Origin of the sequence: Pelagibacterium mangrovi, from assembly GCF_036662815.1 — a bacterium.
Classification (GTDB): Bacteria; Pseudomonadota; Alphaproteobacteria; order Rhizobiales; family Devosiaceae; genus Pelagibacterium; species Pelagibacterium mangrovi.
On the sequence record NZ_JBAFXA010000009.1, the window covers coordinates 129374 to 146690 of the forward strand.

Here is a 17317-nt window from a genome sequence, read left to right on the forward strand (position 1 = left end):
AGGCGGTTTCAGGTGAACGCGGCAATCGCGTCGCGCATAGCTTTTTCGACGCCCGGCTCGGACTGGCCATGACCGGCGGAACCCACGTGGATGATTTGCGCGTCAGGCCAGCGTTCTGCCAACGCATAAGCGGTGGCCGGCGGGCAGAGCAGATCGTAGCGCCCCTGGATGATGCGGCCGGGAATGCCGGCCAGCCGGTGAGCATTGCTCATGAGCTGATCGGGCGCAAAGAAGCACGCGTTGGAGAAATAATAGGCTTCCATAAACGGCGAGGCAGGCAGCCGGTCGTTCCCCTCGAGGCGCCGGGCGATGTCGAGCCGATCGGCCTGCGGGTCGATTTGGGAGAGAATTCTTTCGGTATCGTACCAGGCCCAGACGGCGGGTAGATGAATGGCGGGGTCCGGATCGAGGATACGGCGCCAATAGGCTTCGAGCGGGACGGCTCGCTCGGTGGGGTCGAGCAGATCGAGGAAATCGGCATGGAGGCGCGGGTAGAAAGTCGATAACGCAGTGCCGAACGCCCAATCGAGTTCGCGGCGCGTGCCCAGAAACGTGGCGCGCAGCACGATACCACTGACGCGCTCCGGGTGGGCCTGCGCATAGGCCAAAGCCAGCGTCGCACCCCAGGAGCCGCCCACGACGAGCCATTTGTCGATGCCGAGCGTTTCCCTGATCGTCTCCATGTCGGCGATCAGATGCCCGGTCGAATTGTTTTCCCGCGAGCGATGCGGCGTGGAGCGGCCCGCGCCGCGCTGGTCGAAGAGGACGGCGTGGAACCGGCCGGGGTCGAACAGGCGGCGATGACCGGGCTGGCAGCCGCTGCCGGGGCCGCCGTGGAGATAGACCGCCGGCACGCCATCGGCCCTGCCCACGGTTTCGACATAGAGGGTATGGCCCTCACCCACCGGCAGCATCCGGGTGGTCAGCGGGGTGAAGCGGTCGGCGGCTGCCGCGCCGTCAGGAGGCATCGCCCGGCTCCGCCTCCAGCGTACCGCCCGAAAAGTTGCGGTATATGAACCGCGTGGACCCGGTTTCGGACTCGATCTCGGCCGTCTTGAAGATTTTTTCGTGCAGTGGGGAAAAGGCACAAGCCGGATCGGTGTTGTCCGCGCTGCCGGTGAGCGCGAAGGCCTGGCAGCGGCAGCCGCCGAAATCGATCTCCTTGAAGGCGCAGCTCTGGCAGGGCTCGGGCATCCAGCCAGTGCCGCGATAGCGGTTGAAGGCATCGGAATTGTGCCAGATCCAGGCGATGGAGTGGTTGGAGCGCACCGAGAGGAAATCGAGATCGGTGATGGTTTCCGCCGCGTGGCAGGGCAGCACCTTGCCCGCCGGGGTGATGTTGAAGAACTGCCGCCCCCAGCCACCCATGCACTTCTTGGGCCGCTCGGCGTAGTAATCGGGGATGACGAAATCGATATCGAGAATGCCCTTGAGCCGGATGCGGGCGTCCTCGACGATGGCGGTGGCCCGGTCGAGCTGCTCGATGGTGGGCATCAGCGCGGCGCGATTCTTGAGCGCCCAACCGTAGTACTGGACGTTGGCGACCTCGATCCGGTCGGCATCCATTTCGACGGCCATGGCGATGATATCCTCGAGCTGATCGAGGTTCTGCCGGTGCATGACCGCGTTGACGGTCAGCGGCAGATCGAGCTCGCGGGCCCAGGCGGCCACTTCGCGCTTTTTGACGTGACCGTTCTTGAAGCCCCCTACCCTATCGGCCTTGGCCGCGTCGCTGCCCTGAAAGCTGATCTGGATGTGGGAGAGGCCGGCATCGGCGATCTCGGTCAGCTTCTCTTTTGAAAGCAGCACCGCCGAGGTGATGAGGTTGGTATAGAGGTTGAGATCGGTCGCGTGCTGGACCAGTTCGACGATGTCCTTGCGCGCCGTCGGCTCGCCGCCCGAGAAATGGACCTGCAGCACGCCGATTTCGGCGAGCTCGTCGAGAACCCGCTTCCATTCCTCGGTGGTCAATTCGTTGCGCGCCCGCTCCATTTCCACGGGATTGGAGCAATAGGGGCACTGGAGCGGACATCGGTGGGTGAGTTCGAGCAGGACGGCCAGCGGAATGCCGTAGCGCTGGGCCACAGATTTTCCGTCGCCTTCGAGGAGGGCCACGCCGTCGAGATGCTCGGCTTCGAGCACGGGGCTGTTGCGGTCCATTGTCGGGCTCATGTCTTATCTCCTTGCTTCGATCAGGAACCCGGAGTCGGCCAGGTCCTGAAGCATATCGATTACGTCGGTGCCGATCTCTTCGGCGGGCGCGGCGTATTTGGCGGCGAGCAGTTCGACCATTCCGGTAACGCTGCCCTCGCCATCGCAGAGCTGGAGCACTTCGACGGCGATCTCGTCGGGGGCCAGCACGCGTTCGGGCACCAAAAGCACCCAGCGCCCGCGGGTTTCGTCGAGCCGCAGATAGACGCCTCGCGCCAGCTTGGGGACACTTTCGAGCGAGACCGCCATGCGGCGGCGTGCTGCCGGTGCGTTCTCCATCAGAGCTTTTCCGGAACGAAAGCGCCGGGGGGAACGTGCCCATCCACATAGGCGTGGTAGAGCGCGTCGAGCTGCACCCAGAGCACATTGGTCTTGAAGATCAGCGCATTGCAGACAAGGCGGCGTTCTTCAGGGGTGCGCGCGTGCTCCTTGACGTATTCGAGCGCGAAGCCGGCATCGCGCGGAGCCTGTTCGAGCCGGCGCGTGAAATAGGTCATGACCGTTGGATCGATGAAATCGTAATGTTCGAGCATGCCTGCGATCCGTTCCTGATGCAGGTTCGGCGCGAAGAGCTCGGTGAGCGAAGACGCAATAGCTTCGAGCGGGGTGCGGTCGCGTACGAAATGGACATAGGCTTCCACCGCGAAGCGGGTGGCGGGGAGGATACCCTCGGTCGATTCCACGTAATCGGGATCGAGCCCCAGGCCGGTGGTGAGCTGAAGCCAGCGCTCGATGCCGCCCTCGCTGCCGACATCACCGTCATGATCGGAAATGCGGTGCCGCCATTCGATGCGCGTGGCGCGATCGCGGAAGCGCGAGATGACCACTGCGTCCTTTATGGGGATGGTGCTCTGATAATAGTACCGGTTGAGCGCCCAGGCCTGGACCTGCCCCTTGTCGAGCTTGCCGCCATGCAGCAGGCGGTGAAAAGGGTGAAGGCTGTGATAGCGCGTGGCGCCGATGTGGCGGAGCTGGGCTTCGAGCTCGTCTGCGGTATCAAGGGGAGTGTCGGGAGCAATGGTGAGGGCCGACATCGCATTCATAGAGTAATCTCCATCCCTTCGGCGGGAATGGTCCATCCCGCCGCCTCGATCGTCCGCCGCTCGTCCGAATCGGACCGGAGGGCGGGATTTGAATTGTTGATGTGAAAGAAGAATTTCCGCCCGATGCGCGCTTCGGAAAGCGCCGGGATGACGTCCCGCATGGACATGTGGCCCATGCGCTGGCCAGTCTTTTGCCCCAAGCCCTGTGTCAGTAACTCGTCGTCGCGCCAGAGGGTGCCATCGAAGAACACGGCGTCGGCGCCATCGATCAGGACCAGCACCTCTTCGGTCAATCGAGCGCAGGCTGGCAGGAAAACGACGCTGCGTCCGGTGGCGCTGTCGGTGATTTTCAGCCCTATCGTATCGCCGGGATCGCTCTCGTCCATATCTTCGAGGAAAAGCGCGGTCTTGCCCGGCGCAGCGAAGGGCAAAATCTCCATTCCCGACGGGCTTCCATCGGGAAGCGCGGGGGTGAAGGCCGTATCGAGCGCCAGAGGCGTTCGCGTCACGATGCCGGCTTTGAGCGCGTTGAAGATGGAATTGGCGCCAAGGATCGAAAGCACGCGATCATGGGCATAGAGCGTAAAGGGCGAGCCCTCGCGCAGCGTCAGAAGCCCGGTGATCGCGTCGATCTCGCCATTGGTGAGAATGACGCCGGCGATGGGCGAATGCCGCAATTCTCCAGCTTTGGGATGCAGCGCCGGGGTATTGGCAATCTGCTGGCGGATATCGGGAGAGGCGTTGATGAGGAACCAGTTTTCGCCATCGGTGCTGATCGCCGCGGAGGCCTGGTTGGCGCTCAATTCGGGGCGGGCGTTGCGCGCGTCACGGCAATTGGCGCAGCCGCAATTCCATTGTGGAACTCCGCCGCCTGCCGCAGCCCCGAGTATGATGATCTTGATCATGGCAAGGTACCGCGGCAGGCAAGGAAATTACTTGCGCTTGGCGCAAGCGTACATGTTGATTTCCATGGAAACCGGGATTTCGGTGAGCTTGGGCTTGTTCCAGGCCATAGCGTTTCTCCTCATTGAGTGCGGCAGGATTGCCGCATCCGTCATGCTGCGAAGAGAAGCGCCTGTCCGCAATCTATCGAACCCATAGGTGCAAACCTATGGAACCTGCGATCACCGTCGTGCGGTCGAACCGGAAAAGTCTGCACCTTTTCCTGATCGCACTCTAGAAGCGGGCCTCGGGTCCATTGTCGAGAAAAGGTGGCACGGGGAAGGTTTGGGGTAAGGTGATAGAGCGAGCCGTTTCTTCAAGCGCTTCGAGAAGCGTCCGGTAAGGATCAACCCTCTGATATTGCGATGGAATCAACGCAACGATCCGCCGCGCCGTGGCATTGACGCGGTAGAGGCGCACGCCCTTGAGCGTTTCCGCCCCGTGGAGAAGCGACAGCACCGGAACGAGGCAGATGCCCGCCCCTGCCCGCACCAGTTCGGTCGCCACCTCGAAGCTTCGGCACTGGGCGACGACGGCATGATCGGGGAAAAGCCGCTCGTACCAGTTCTGGACGCGCTTGGTGTGCTGGGTGCCGAAGGAGAACTGGATCGACTGGTTGAGCGTGGCATATTGGTCGGCGGAAAGTTCTCGCCGGGGGTCGGTGACATTGCCCAGATCGAGGTGCTCGGGCACGGCGAGAACATGGGCGTCGGTGAGGAGCGGAATCTGTGAAAATCCGCCACCCGAGGCAACGACCGAATTGTCGGCCAGAAGGCCCAAGGCGATGCGGCGTTCGTAGAGCAATTCGAGGATATCGGGCGGGGCCTTGTCCTGGATATCGAAATCGATTTCCGGAAACGCCTCGCGCACCCGCGTGAGGGCGCCGGGCAGCAGCACGCGCAACACCGAGGTGATGCCGGCGAGCCGGATCGTCATGCGCCGGCCCGTCGTATATTGCATCAGCCCGTCTTCGAGGTCGCGCATGCCGCGCAGTACGTGTTCGGCCTTGGGCAGGAGGTAAAGCCCGGCTTCGGTCAGCTCCATCTGTCCCGGCCGGCGGTTGAACAGACGCGTGCCGACCACGGTTTCCAGACGCGAAAGCTGCTGGGACAGCGAGGGCTGGGCAATGCCGAGCTGCTTTGCCGCTTCAGTCAGCGTGGCCGCGTGGGCAACCGCCGTGAAAATGCGGAGCTGGTGCAGCGAGATATCGGTATGGATCGATGAGGAGAGCTTGTTCATTTCGCAACGCGGTCGACGGGCAATCCTCATGTGTTGCCGATCGAGCCTGAGCGTTCAAGCCCAAACGCGTTCACATGAGATTTGCTTGCTTGATGCAACAGGCGTGCGATCAGATAAGAACGAATGGTAGAAAGGCCGGAAAACGGCCAAGGAATCAGAACGATGACCGAGCCCGAACACTCCGGAAAACAGCGGACACGGCGGATCGACGCGGTACGCCACCTGCTTCGTCCGCATTATGTCAGGGACATCTTCACGCTCGGCAGCCAGCCCTCGCTGCGCAATTCGGCGCTGGCGGGGTTGCAGGCGGCCATCACGGTCGCCATCGCGCTGCCGCTCATCCATATTTCCCCTTGGGCGCATCTTATCGGCTTTGCGTCATTGGGTGCGCTGGTTGCGCTGTTCGGCCGGTTCGCATCGGCCCAGAGCCGGAAGCGCATCGTGTTCTTTTGCGGGCTGTGCCAGACGCTGGCCGTCCTCATCATGTCGAGTGCCGTGTGGGCCGGCGTGCCGGTCGCGATCCTGCTTGTCCTGCTGGCGCTCTCGTGCGGCATCTTCTTTTTCATAACGGTCAGCGCGGGATTCGGGGCGCCCGGCGCGCTGATTTTCGTCTTCGCTGTGGGCGCCTCGATGGGCGATGTCGCAAGCTTCGAAGCCGTTCTGGAGCGGACGGCGGCCACCGCTATCGTTGCGGCGTTGGCCTGGGTGGTCTGCGCGGCAACAGACGGTTTTCGCGAATATGCAACGCCAGAGGGGCCTTTCCCCGCCGAACCGGTGCGGCCACTCGACCAGCGCCTCATCGCCGTGCTGCGCATCACGGTCGGGGCGGCGGTGGCGGTATTTTCGAGCTATGCCCTGGGCGCCAATCATCCCGCCTGGGCCGCCATGGGGGCGCTTGCCGTGATGCAGGGCGCCCATCTCCATATCAACATGAACCGCGCGCTGCAGCGCATGGCGGGCACGGTGATCGGAGCGCTGATGGCCTGGGTGATCCTCAATCAGGACCCTTCGGTGTGGACCATCATCGCCGTCCTCATCGTTTTCCAGTTCGCCACCGAATTGATCATCGGCATGAATTACAGCCTCGGCCAGGTTCTCGTGACGCCGATGGCCCTGATGATGACCCATCTGGGAACGCCGGACGCGATGGGCTCTCAACTGGCGTTCGAGCGCGTGTTCGATACGCTGCTGGGCGCATCCATCGGCATCGCCATTTCCGTCCTTTTGTCTTCGATCGAGGACAGGCATGACCTTCTGCATCCGCCCGGGCGACGGTGAGAGGTTGAGTCAACTCGACCCAGTCGCTGACGTCTGCTAGCCTCCCTGGGGTGGAAAAGGAGGAGAGCACCATGGGTACCCTGATGATCAAACGTCGGCAGTTGCTGGCTGGGTCGGCTTTCGCGGTTGGAGCAATTGCAGCCGGCGGGAAGGCGATTGGACAGGATGCTGCCGTCCAACCTTCGGAACTGCCTGAATACGTGTCCTTCAAGCAGCCCGATGCGATGATCGTCCACTCGAACAATACGATCGAGACCAAACGGGAGGCTTTCGGCACGGCGCCGATTACGCCTCAGGACAGGCTCTATGTTCGCAACAACGTCAATCCGCCCTCCCCGTCCGTTCTCGATGATCGGGACGCGTGGGAGGTTTTGATCGAAGGGGTCGGCTCGCCGCAAACCCTGACCGTAGGCGATCTCAAGGCGATGGGGCTGGAAACGGTGACCATGGTGCTGCAGTGTTCAGGCAATGGACGCGCCTTTTTCGACCATGAAACCACGGGCACGCAGTGGCAAACCGGCGCCGCGGGCAACGTCATGTGGACAGGTGTGCCGTTGCGCACGGTGATCGAAGCACTTGGCGGAGCGAGCGAGGACGCCAAATTCGTAACCGGCACCGGAGGAGAGGAATTTCCCGAAGGCGCGCCGGTCAACGATGTAATCGTCGAACGCTCGGTGCCCATCGAGGTTCTCGACAATATTCTCCTGGCCTGGGATCTCAATGGCGAGGCCATATCGCTGGCCCATGGTGGTCCATTGCGCATGATCGTCCCCGGGTTCAGTGGCGTCAACAATATCAAATACGTCAAGCGCATCGCCTTGACCGAGAACGAGACCGAAGCGCTCATTCAGCAATCGCGATACCGGCTTTATCCCGTCGGCGGCGAGAGCGGCCCGCAATGGCCGTCGGTCTGGGAAATGGGCGTCAAATCCTGGGTCAACGCGCCACTCGGCGATCGATCCGCGGGGCCTGTCGTCATCAGCGGCGTCGCGTTCGGCGGCATGCACGCGGCCGAAAAGGTCGAAGTTTCACTCGATGCAGGCGAAACCTGGCACGAGGCCAGCTTCGTAGGCCCCGATCTCGGCCGCTTTGCATGGCGGAATTTCGCCTTTGCCACCGAACTGGAGCCCGGGACCTATACCATCGTCAGCCGGGCCACCGATGCCGAGGGTAATGTGCAGCCCGAAGAGACCGAACCCAACAATTCCGGCTATAGTCACAATGGATGGCGCGCACCCGCCGTTGAAATCATCGTCGGTTAGGTTCTCAGACGAAAGCTGGAAACGGGAATTATGTGCAAAGGCTGAAAATGGTGCCCAGGGACGGAATTGAACCGCCGACACGCGGATTTTCAATCCGCTGCTCTACCAACTGAGCTACCTGGGCATCCTCGATCGGGGTCTCGCGACCCCTCGTGTTGGTGGCCGGTTTATAGGCAGTCCGGCGGGGGCTGTCCAGCACCTGACCGTGAATTTTCCACGCTCGCGACGATTTTGTCGTCAACATCTTGCGCGAGGCGGAAAATAGCCGCGCTTACAGGCGCTTACTCGCCATCCTCGCGGTCGTTTCCGTCGTCTTTGCCGGTCTCCTCGTCGCTGCGGCCACCCGGGATGACGTAGCTGCCCTTGAGCCAGCGGTTGAGATCGACATCGGCGCAGCGGGCCGAACAGAAGGGGTGGAACTGCTGCACGGACGGCTTGCCGCAGATGGGGCATGGCTTGGGCGTGCGCAAATGGGTGACGTTGGAATTGGCCATGTCAAAGAAATTCCGCTTTTGGGCGAACGTTCCGATTGTTCGCGCTTTCGAAGGCTTTATACCCCCGGCAGCGCCGCAGGGTTGAGCCAGTTGAACTGGACCGGGTAACCCTCTCCCGTCAGAAGCGAAGCGGTTTCGAACAGGGGCAGCCCCACGACGGCGGAATACGAGCCGCTCATCTTGACCGCGAAGGCACCGGCGATGCCCTGGATGGCATAACCGCCGGCCTTTCCGTTCCATTCGCCGCTGGCGAGATAGGCTTCGATTTCCTTATTGGAAAGGCGCTTGAAGCGAATGCGGCTGTCGACCAGCCGCTCGCGCGCCTGACCCGATGCCGAGATGACGCACAGCCCCGTAAAGACGCGGTGCGCGCGCCCTGAAAGAAGGCGCAGGCAGCTTGCCGCCTCATCCATCGTTTCGGCCTTGGGCAGGACACGCCGGCCCACGGCAACCACGGTATCGGCGGCAAGGATCAAGGCGTCGGACGCCAACCCGGCCTGACGCGCCTTCCTGCGGACCTCGACGGCCTTGGCGTGCGCGAGCCGCTGGGCCAGCCGGCGCGGCAGCTCGCCCTTTTCGGGCGTTTCGTCCACATGGGCGGGAATCAGATGGTCGGGCTCGATGCCGATCTGGTTCAAAAGCGCGAGCCGACGCGGCGAAGCCGAAGCGAGGATGAGTTCGGGGCGTCTGCTGGACACGAAGCGGTTCCCTTGCGGGCCGAGGTGGCCCGGCGCAACTTATTTGAAGCGATAGGTGATGCGGCCCTTGGTCAAATCATAAGGCGTCATTTCGACGAGCACCTTGTCACCGGCCAGAACGCGGATGCGGTTCTTGCGCATGCGGCCGGCGGTGTGCGCGACGATCTCATGATCATTCTCGAGCTTGACGCGAAACGTCGCGTTGGGAAGCAATTCGGTTACGACACCCGGGAATTCGAGCACTTCTTCCTTTGCCATTCTTTCTCCTGATGATGCCCCGGCTTGCCTGCGGCACCGTCCGTTCCACCTTGCGTAGGACCGGCGCCAGCTCTTGGGGGCGAGATTTGGCGCGCAAACTAAACGCAAACGCCAATAATTGAAAGTCCTCGCGTCAGCCGGGCTTACCGGCTTTTTCGAGCATGATTCCGAGCGATGCGCGCAACCGCCTGTCCATCTCTTCGCGCAGGTCGCGATAGGCGGCCAGGGACGCCTCGCGCGTGCCTTCGATTTCGGACGGATCGGGAACCGTCCAATGTTCCATCACCGCCGCCTCCAGCCCCCGATCGGCCACCGCCTTTTGGGCCTCGGGCGCGAGCGTGACGATGATGTCGAAATTGGAAGCCATCAACTCTTCCATCGTATGGGGGGTGTGGACGGACATGTCCACCCCGATTTCCTCCATCACCTGATGGACGAAATGATCGGCCTTGCCCGAACGCACCCCCGCCGAGCGCGCGATCAGCCGTCCGGGAAAGAGCTTGCGGGCCAGCGCGGCGGCGATGGGGGAGCGAACCGAATTCATCGAACAGACGAAAAGGATGGTCGGGAGCTGGCTGTCCTGCTCGGGAACGCGCGCCGCGTAGGGCTGGACGGCGCAGATGAGCGTGAACAGCCGGCGCGCGGTTTCCAGATCCATCACCAGCTTGTTGTCGAGCCGCTCGATCAGCAATTCGGCCGCCTGGTTGTGCAGCCCGCGCCTGCCCATATCCACAGCCTCGATCTGGAAGGTCGAGGCCGACCGGATGGCTTCGTAATAGCTCTCGCGGATGCGAAAATAGTCGCGGATGAGACTCCGGAACGGGGTCAACGAGAGATAATGGGCCGCGATGGGGCTGAAGGTTTCCGGATGCCGCACATCGAGCACTATATGATTGCCCACGATCGAAAGGTGCAGCGCGAAGGGCCCCTCAGCCTTGACGCGGGCGGGATAGAAGCGATTGGAATCGATAAGATCGTAGCTGGCCACGCGCCATTCATGGACCTCGTCGGGATCGACCGAAGTGATTGTGTTTGGGTCGAGCGTAACCGTGACGATCCTGTCCTTTTTTGGATCGAAGGGCCGCTTTTCCATCAGGTATTGAGCCTTATGGAGACCGACCGGCCATGGGCCTCCAGGCCCTCGGTTTCGGCCAGCGTTACGGTCGCATCGGCGAGTTGGGCGAGCGCGCCGGGCGTACAGCCGAGAATGGACGTGCGTTTCATGAAATCGAGCACGCCGAGCCCGGAGGCGAAACGCGCCGAACGGGCCGTGGGTAGCACGTGGTTGGAGCCGCCGACATAATCGCCGATGGCCTCGGGCGTGTGGTGGCCGACGAAAATCGCGCCGGCATTGCGAATCTTGCCCACCAACGGCTCGGGATCGTCGAGCGCCAGTTCCACATGCTCGGAGGCGATCCGGTTGGCCAGTGGGATGGCTTCCTCAAGGCTCGAAACCGTGATGATCGACCCGAACTCCTCCCAGCCGGCGCGCGCATTGTCGGGCGCGCGCAGAATGGCGAGCTGGCGTTCGACCTCGGCTTCCACAGCCCTACCCAAAGCCGGATCGGTGGTCATGAGGATCGACTGGGCCCCCGCCCCGTGCTCGGCCTGGGCCAGAAGATCGGCGGCAACCCAGGCGGGGTTGGCCGAAGCGTCGGCGATGATCAGCACCTCGGAGGGCCCGGCGATCATGTCGATGCCCACGGTGCCGAACACCTGCCGCTTGGCCGCGGCGACATAGGCATTGCCCGGCCCGGTGATCTTGGCGACCGGGGCGATGGTCTCGGTTCCGAAGGCGAGCGCGGCAATGGCCTGCGCGCCGCCGACGCGATAGATTTCGGTGACCCCGGCAATCCTGGCGGCTGCCAGAATGGCGGGATTGACCACGCCCCTTGGGGTGGGGACGACGATCGCCAACCGCTCGACCCCGGCGACCTTGGCGGGAACGGCGTTCATGAGAACCGAGGACGGATAAGAGGCTAGCCCGCCCGGAACGTAGAGCCCCGCTGCCTCGACGGGCGTCCAGCGACTGCCCAGCGTCACGCCGATCTCGTCGGTATAGACGTGGTCAGCCGGTTTCTGCTTTTCGTGATGGGCGGTGATGCGGCTATGGGCCAGGATCAGCGCGTCGCGCACCTCGGGGGTGATCGCGTCGAAAGCGGCATCGATTTCAGCCTGGGAGAACCGCATGGTTTGCGGCGTCAGCTCGAGCCCGTCGAATTTCTTCGTCAGCTCGATCAGCGCGGCATCGCCACGCTCGCGCACATCGGCGATGATGGCGGCGACGGTATCGCCCACTTCCACCGACGCCTCACGCTTGGAGGCGAGCAGGGTTTCAAAAGCCTGGGCGAAGCCCGGTTCAGCGCTCGAAAGAATGGCTGGCATTGGAGCAGTCGCGTCCCGGTCAGTCGACGTCGTGCTTGGGTTCGGCCTTGGCGGCCCAAACCCCGCCGAGATCGCGAAGACGGGCTTCGAGACACTCGACATCGAGCCGCACCCTGCCACCGCCGGCAAAGGTAAGCAAGACCTGACCGGCGGGTGTTTCGGCCGGCTCGAAAGTCACCGCGAGCAGTTCGAGCACGCCATCCTTGGCGCGCATATCGAACCCGTCGGCATGGGCGGCGTTCACGTGATCGAAATGCAGCCCGGCGCGCTTGCGCTGTCCCCTGCCCCGCGCATCGCCGGCTTCCCAGGCATAGCGGTTCATGAGCAGGACGAACCGCTTGTCGCCCTTGGCATAGCCCATGTCGCCGACCCGGACCACGGCATCCTGGGTGTGAGCGGAGACGATCTCGAGGTCTTCGCTGTCGAGCGCCAGAAGCTTGAGATCTGTCATGGGGGCCTTGGGTGCGGTTATATCGGTCATGCCCGATATCTGGGCATTTCCGGCCCGAAGTGCAAGCCTATTTTCGCCGTGGACACCCGCCACCCCCGGGGATGCAACCCGGGAGCGACGCGATGAACGGGCCTAGCCGGCGATTCTTTCGATCTGCGCCCCGCAGCGGGAAAGCTTGTCTTCGAGACGCTCGAACCCGCGATCGAGATGATAGATACGGTTGACCACGGTTTCCCCGCGCGCCGCCAACCCGGCGATCACCAGCGAAACCGAGGCGCGCAGATCGGTCGCCATCACCTGAGCACCCTTGAGTTCGGGCACGCCGGTGACCTTGGCCACCTGGCCGTCCACGGCGATATTGGCGCCGAAACGCGCCAGTTCGGCAACATGCATGAAGCGGTTTTCGAAAATGGTTTCCTTGATGGCGGAAGTGCCCTCCGACCTCGTCATCAGGGCCATGAACTGCGCCTGCAGGTCGGTCGGGAAGCCGGGGAAAGGCTCGGTTTCGATATCCACGGGCAGGATGCCGTTGCCATTGCGATAAATCCGGACGCCGCCCGCCTCGGGCGTCACCTTGACCCCGGCCTGGGCGAGGGTATCGAGCGCGGCCTGGAGCAGTTCGGGGCGCGCGTTGCGCAGGAAGACCTCGCCACCCGCCATGGCCGTCGCCATCGCATAGGTGCCGGTTTCGATGCGGTCGGGCAGCACTTCGTGAATTGCCCCACCCAGCTTTTCCACGCCTTCGATCACCAGTCGTTCGGTGCCGATGCCGGAAATCCTTGCGCCCATGGCAACGAGGCATTCGGCGAGATTGCCCACCTCGGGCTCGCGCGCCGCGTTCTCGATGATCGTCGTGCCCTCGGCCAGGGTCGCGGCCATCATCACCACATGGGTGGCGCCGACCGAAACCTTGGGGAAGCGCACGGAGGCTCCTTTGAGCCGTCCGCCGGGCGCTCGCGCAACGACATAACCGCCGTCGATATCGATCTCGGCGCCCAACGCCCGCAGCCCGTCGAGGTAAAAGTCCACCGGGCGCGTGCCAATGGCGCAACCGCCGGGCAGGGAAACCCGGGCCTCGCCTTCCCGCGCCAGCAGAGGACCGATGACCCAGAAGCTCGCGCGCATGGTGGAAACCAGCTCATAGGGCGCCGTGGTGTCGACGATGTCTGACGCCGTAAAGGTGATCCGCTGCCCGCCCATGTCGGTGTCGCCACGGCGGCGACCGTGAACGGCGATATCGACGCCGTGATTTTCGAGAATGCGCTCGAGCTGCTTGACGTCGGCCAGACGCGGCACGTTGACGAGGACCAGGGGCTCCTCGGTCAGAAGAGAGGCGATCATCAGCGGCAGCGCGGCGTTCTTGGCGCCCGAAATCGGAATCTCGCCATTGAGCTGGTTGCCACCCACGAGGCGGATGCGGTCCATACGGCTACTCCTTGGACGGTTGGGTCGCGAATCGCCTCCCCAAAAGCGACGCGTCATCGTTGACTTGTGGTAACGCAGCCGACGACGGGCTGCAAGAAAAGCACCTTGTGGCGCGATCAGATCGTTTCAGTCGCGGGATTCGCCGCTCGGCGCTTTGCCCTTGGCGCCTTCTTCCCCCTGCAATCGAGAATCCTGGCCGGACGCATTGCGTGCCTTGGCCTGGGCTTTGCGGCGGCGAAGATTTTCCCTTAGCTTTGCGGCCAATCTTTGGTCGCGATCCTGACTGGACATGGGTTCGACCTGGAACGTCTCGATTTGAGTGTTGTACTGGCAGTTTTTTGCCCTTGCGTCCACACAAGGCCTGTGGCAGTAACGGCCCGCATTCGACCGCCCGGTTCAAACTGGCACCTCGAACGCTGCTGTAGCTCAGTGGTAGAGCACTCCCTTGGTAAGGGAGAGGCCGACAGTTCAATCCTGTCCAGCAGCACCATTCTTTCCTCAACATTGTTGGCTTCCGGCGTCGGTGCATGAGTTCTGGCCACCGCAACCCTATTCTTCCCCAATGCAGTAGGGCACCGATATCATGTCCATTGCGCCGCCCCACAAATTTGGCGTCGCCTGCATCCGCCATCCGATGCGGGCGCATTCGGTCATTGAATCGTCCGATGCCCCCTGCCGGCGCAAGGTGTATTCGAAAGCAAATCGCGATCTCGGCGGCAGTCCCGCTTCGACCGCGTCGTCGGTGATGGTCAGGATAAGGTCGAGTTCGATTTCATCGGGCGTCCGATTTCCGGCGATGTTGATCTGTTGCCCGATGCTTTGCGTATTTCCGGAAATTTTCCCTTCCGGAGAGATCGCGAAAGTCCATTCCTCGGTCACGCCTTGCCAGCCACCATCGCCCGAGGGTTCCAAAAGCAGATGAAAACCGGCATCGTTTTCGTCTTCGATACTCGCATTGACCACGACCGCCATCTGCCCATCGTCTTGTAGCGCCAAGCTGGCCGTTGCTTCCCCCCAATCGAAACGCGTTCGGTGATCGCTGCCGGGGGGAAATATCTCGACCTCTACCGTACCGTCGTAGAGTTCCACCGAGCCCTTTTCAGCCTCTTGAGCCACGCTCGCACAGACGCCAAGCAAACCCGTCGACAGAAGCGCCAACATCGTGGCCGAAATCGCCGCAAACCGTTTCATGTCCCTCCTCCTCATTCCGCCTTTTGCGGCGTATTGTGGAGTACTCCGCTGTCCAGAGCCGCGTTCATCGCATCGGCCAGCGCCTTGGCGTCCCAATCGTCCATCGGGCCGATCAGCCGCCCACCGCAGCGGACATAGGGCTTGCGGCTTTTTATCGTGATGTACCCAAACGGCTTTTCCGCATAATTGCGGTGCATTCGATAATAGACTGAGGCTGCGGGGCCAGCGTTCGTTCTTGGGATGTCGAAGGCCCGGGGAATTGGCATTGCGTATTTCACCTCGACATGAGTCGGATTGATACCGATCCGTCGAGGCAGGCCGTTGGAAAGCTCCCAAAGGCCGAAAAACATGAGGGCAAGAAATCCGGGGATCATGACCGCAAGGCCAATCCAGAACTCGGCGGCAGGAAGCGCGCCGGCTTGAAACTGACCGAAAAGCAATATCCCGATGATGGCGCAAAAAATGCACGTGGCAAGCAGCCCTCCCCCCAGCAATAGCCCCGTCCGGCCTATGGTTCCCGGCGCGATTTGCGGTTTCTGGACGATTTCGACTCGATCATGATGGTTGGTCACGACGACGGCCATGCCTCTCCCCCTTGTTCTGCGCCCGGCCAGAGCGGGTTGGTACATTTGACGCGGGAAACATCGAGTTCTTTCCACCACCCCGAGACAGGCCCGACACCGGCGGCCCAGACGACTTCGGGATACTGCGCATCCGGGTCGGCCAAATCGACCACCGCGACAACGCCGTCGCCATAATCGGGTGCGAGACAGAAACTGAGGGTCAGCCCTTCCGATGGACCGAGCGAGGGGAGCCTGATGGTGTCGATGACCTCCCAGAGCGGCTCATCCCCGCTTTGCCCTGCGGCATCGCCCGAATAAAGGCCGATACCATTGCCTCGATCGTCGCCGACAACGCCTATGCTGCGCTCGCAGCCAGAATTGCCGAGACACCTGCCGCCCATGGAGATCATTCCGCCCGGCAACGGCGGTACGATCTCGCCGGGCTGGAGAAGCATTTCAGCGCAGGCCGCATCCGTGCATCCCGGAGCCATGACAATGGAAAGCAGGACGGAAGCGAGAAAGGCGTTCATCGGAAACCCTCGAACAACAGTAGAGAATTTAGATGTAGGACGTCGCTTCAGTCCATAAGCTTGGTCAGCGCCAGCCCAAGGGGAGAAAAAATCATGGCCGACCGTTTTACCGATCTGGTGGTCAACCGCCGTTATCGGTTCAGCCTGGGCGTGGATAATCAGAGCGGGCAATATTTTCTCTCCACCCCGATCAGCGGCTCCAGCCGCGCCGTGGAGTTTGAAGCCTATTATCGGATCGACACCGCCGAGTTCGAGGGTTTCCGCACCGACCCGGCATCGGCCGAAAGTTTCCTCGAAACATGCCGGCAACAGGGAAATTCCGACCGGCGCATCGCCTGACGTAAATCGGACAACCGACCCGAGCCAAACGCATGAAATAGCTTGTCAATCTATATGGAGAATTCTAGTATCCTAGAGTACTTTCCTGAGGAGGAGATTTATCATGACGTTTTTGCGCCGCCCATTCGATGCGCTCGTTCTGACCACTACGGCCCTGTCGCTTGGCCTGGCTGCCGTTCCGGCCATGGCCCAGGACGCATCCGTGACCATCCCTGCGGACCGGATCGGCGTTGTGTCGTTTTCGTTCGGCAGCCAGCTTAGAGACGATCCCCAGGGCACGCTTGAGGCCCTTACCGCTTGCGGTATCGAAAATATCGAATTTTCGGGCTCGATTGATGATCTTCGCGGCGTGTCGGTGGAGCAGGTCGCCGCGTTTTCCGGCGAGCTGGGCTTTGCCGTGCCCTCGATCGGCGTCGGCGGCGACGAAGTCAGCGGCCGAACCGACGAGGTGATCGCGGCGGCCAAGGCACTGGGCGCCACCTATGTGCGCATCAGCGGGGTCGACGAGGTAGAGGGCGAGGCCGATCTGGATTATTATACCCGGCTCGCCGGGGTGCTCAACGAGTCCGGCGCTGCCATGGCCGCGGAGGGCATCACCCTTGCCTATCACAACCACGAAGGCGAATTCCTGGCCGATGTCGGCAATGGAATGTCGGGCTATGACCTTTTGCTTGCTGAAGTCGAACCCGAAAATGCGGTGTTCGAACTCGACACCCTCTGGGCAACCGTTGGGGGCGCTGATCCCGCCGCTCTCATGGAAGAAAATCCGGGCCGCTTCCCCATGCTTCACGTCAGGGACGGCGTGATGTTGGCGGACGCCGACGAACCCGATGCCGATGACACCACGGTCGGTCAGGGCGAAATCGATTTCGAAGCCATTTTCGCCCAGAGCGAAGTGGCTGGCGTCGAATGGTATTTCATCGAACTGGGCAGCCCCCAGCCCGATGGCGTTACCGCCACCTGCGACAGCCTGGAATATCTCACCGCAACGTTCACCGAGTAATCAGC

The 17317-nt window shown here is 62.3% G+C and carries 21 protein-coding genes, 2 tRNA genes and 1 pseudogene; 5 read left to right on the forward strand and 19 right to left on the reverse strand.

Annotation, left to right across the window (positions count from 1 at the left end; translation table 11 throughout):
* Positions 1–8 precede the first annotated feature (8 nt).
* From pip to V4T21_RS16175, 7 genes are all read right to left on the reverse strand, one after another.
* Complete coding sequence (pip, locus tag V4T21_RS16145) at positions 9–968, reverse strand: prolyl aminopeptidase (protein ID WP_332718729.1); 960 nt, start codon at positions 966–968, stop codon at positions 9–11.
* On the reverse strand, positions 958–2172 hold the full coding sequence (gene pqqE / locus V4T21_RS16150) for a pyrroloquinoline quinone biosynthesis protein PqqE (RefSeq protein ID WP_332718731.1): 1215 nt from the start codon (positions 2170–2172) through the stop codon (positions 958–960). Before pqqE ends, pip begins: the two co-directional genes overlap by 11 nt.
* Positions 2173–2175: 3 nt before the next feature.
* Entirely contained in the window at positions 2176–2490 is a 315-nt protein-coding gene (gene pqqD, locus V4T21_RS16155; protein ID WP_332718733.1) for a pyrroloquinoline quinone biosynthesis peptide chaperone PqqD, read from the reverse strand.
* Complete coding sequence (pqqC, locus tag V4T21_RS16160) at positions 2490–3254, reverse strand: pyrroloquinoline-quinone synthase PqqC (RefSeq protein WP_332718736.1); 765 nt, start codon at positions 3252–3254, stop codon at positions 2490–2492. The genes pqqD and pqqC overlap by 1 nt, the downstream gene beginning before the upstream one ends.
* The gene (pqqB, locus tag V4T21_RS16165; RefSeq protein WP_332718739.1) at positions 3251–4159 is read right to left on the reverse strand and encodes a pyrroloquinoline quinone biosynthesis protein PqqB; all 909 of its coding nucleotides are present in this window, start codon (positions 4157–4159) and stop codon (positions 3251–3253) included. The genes pqqC and pqqB overlap by 4 nt, the downstream gene beginning before the upstream one ends.
* Before the next feature lie 27 nt (positions 4160–4186).
* Entirely contained in the window at positions 4187–4267 is an 81-nt protein-coding gene (gene pqqA / locus V4T21_RS19260) for a pyrroloquinoline quinone precursor peptide PqqA (protein ID WP_041528725.1), read from the reverse strand.
* A 163-nt stretch (positions 4268–4430) separates the two neighbouring features.
* Positions 4431–5435 (reverse strand): LysR family transcriptional regulator, encoded by a 1005-nt coding sequence (locus V4T21_RS16175; RefSeq protein WP_332718743.1) that lies wholly within the window; start codon positions 5433–5435, stop codon positions 4431–4433.
* Positions 5436–5597: 162 nt separating this feature from the next.
* Here V4T21_RS16175 and V4T21_RS16180 point away from each other — a divergent pair, with 162 nt between their 5' ends.
* Positions 5598–6713, forward strand: coding sequence for an FUSC family protein (locus V4T21_RS16180; RefSeq protein ID WP_332718746.1), 1116 nt, complete (start codon positions 5598–5600; stop codon positions 6711–6713).
* 71 nt (positions 6714–6784) lie between these two features.
* Entirely contained in the window at positions 6785–7975 is a 1191-nt protein-coding gene (sorT, locus tag V4T21_RS16185) for a SorT family sulfite dehydrogenase catalytic subunit (protein WP_332718748.1), read from the forward strand.
* Between the two features lie 48 nt (positions 7976–8023).
* Here the strand turns inward: sorT and V4T21_RS16190 are convergent.
* From V4T21_RS16190 to murA, 9 genes and pseudogenes are all read right to left on the reverse strand, one after another.
* A tRNA-Phe gene (locus tag V4T21_RS16190) sits at positions 8024–8099 on the reverse strand.
* A gap of 157 nt (positions 8100–8256) precedes the next feature.
* The gene (yacG, locus tag V4T21_RS16195; RefSeq protein WP_332718750.1) at positions 8257–8469 is read right to left on the reverse strand and encodes a DNA gyrase inhibitor YacG; all 213 of its coding nucleotides are present in this window, start codon (positions 8467–8469) and stop codon (positions 8257–8259) included.
* A 56-nt stretch (positions 8470–8525) separates the two neighbouring features.
* The gene (locus V4T21_RS16200) at positions 8526–9167 is read right to left on the reverse strand and encodes a Maf family nucleotide pyrophosphatase (protein WP_332718752.1); all 642 of its coding nucleotides are present in this window, start codon (positions 9165–9167) and stop codon (positions 8526–8528) included.
* A 39-nt stretch (positions 9168–9206) separates the two neighbouring features.
* Entirely contained in the window at positions 9207–9425 is a 219-nt protein-coding gene (infA, locus tag V4T21_RS16205) for a translation initiation factor IF-1 (protein WP_332718754.1), read from the reverse strand.
* 133 nt (positions 9426–9558) lie between these two features.
* Entirely contained in the window at positions 9559–10059 is a 501-nt protein-coding gene (locus tag V4T21_RS16210; protein ID WP_332718947.1) for an arsenate-mycothiol transferase ArsC, read from the reverse strand.
* Positions 10045–10518 (reverse strand): annotated as a pseudogene (locus tag V4T21_RS16215) (UPF0262 family protein); the annotation flags it as partial. The gene V4T21_RS16210 and the pseudogene V4T21_RS16215, both read right to left, overlap by 15 nt.
* Entirely contained in the window at positions 10518–11810 is a 1293-nt protein-coding gene (gene hisD, locus V4T21_RS16220; RefSeq protein WP_332718757.1) for a histidinol dehydrogenase, read from the reverse strand. The pseudogene V4T21_RS16215 and the gene hisD, both read right to left, overlap by 1 nt.
* A 19-nt stretch (positions 11811–11829) precedes the next feature.
* Complete coding sequence (locus V4T21_RS16225; RefSeq protein WP_332718759.1) at positions 11830–12291, reverse strand: DUF2948 family protein; 462 nt, start codon at positions 12289–12291, stop codon at positions 11830–11832.
* A gap of 102 nt (positions 12292–12393) precedes the next feature.
* Positions 12394–13686, reverse strand: a complete 1293-nt coding sequence (gene murA / locus V4T21_RS16230; RefSeq protein ID WP_332718762.1) for a UDP-N-acetylglucosamine 1-carboxyvinyltransferase — start codon at positions 13684–13686, stop codon at positions 12394–12396.
* Positions 13687–14101: 415 nt separating this feature from the next.
* Between murA and V4T21_RS16235 the strand changes: the two genes are divergently transcribed.
* Positions 14102–14176: transfer RNA gene (locus tag V4T21_RS16235), tRNA-Thr, on the forward strand.
* 59 nt (positions 14177–14235) lie between these two features.
* On the opposite strand, the gene V4T21_RS16240 is transcribed toward V4T21_RS16235, so the two are convergent.
* The 3 genes from V4T21_RS16240 to V4T21_RS16250 are packed head-to-tail and all read right to left on the reverse strand — an operon-like array spanning position 14236 to position 15970.
* Complete coding sequence (locus V4T21_RS16240; RefSeq protein WP_332718764.1) at positions 14236–14847, reverse strand: hypothetical protein; 612 nt, start codon at positions 14845–14847, stop codon at positions 14236–14238.
* 41 nt (positions 14848–14888) lie between these two features.
* Entirely contained in the window at positions 14889–15461 is a 573-nt protein-coding gene (locus tag V4T21_RS16245; RefSeq protein ID WP_332718765.1) for a hypothetical protein, read from the reverse strand.
* The gene (locus V4T21_RS16250) at positions 15446–15970 is read right to left on the reverse strand and encodes a hypothetical protein (RefSeq protein WP_332718767.1); all 525 of its coding nucleotides are present in this window, start codon (positions 15968–15970) and stop codon (positions 15446–15448) included. Before V4T21_RS16250 ends, V4T21_RS16245 begins: the two co-directional genes overlap by 16 nt.
* Positions 15971–16063: 93 nt before the next feature.
* On the opposite strand from V4T21_RS16250, the gene V4T21_RS16255 reads away from it, so the two are divergent.
* Positions 16064–16309, forward strand: coding sequence for a hypothetical protein (locus V4T21_RS16255; RefSeq protein WP_332718768.1), 246 nt, complete (start codon positions 16064–16066; stop codon positions 16307–16309).
* 103 nt (positions 16310–16412) lie between these two features.
* A complete protein-coding gene (locus V4T21_RS16260) occupies positions 16413–17312 on the forward strand; it encodes a sugar phosphate isomerase/epimerase family protein (RefSeq protein WP_332718770.1) in 900 nt (299 codons plus the stop codon).
* The last annotated feature ends 5 nt before the right edge of the window (positions 17313–17317 follow it).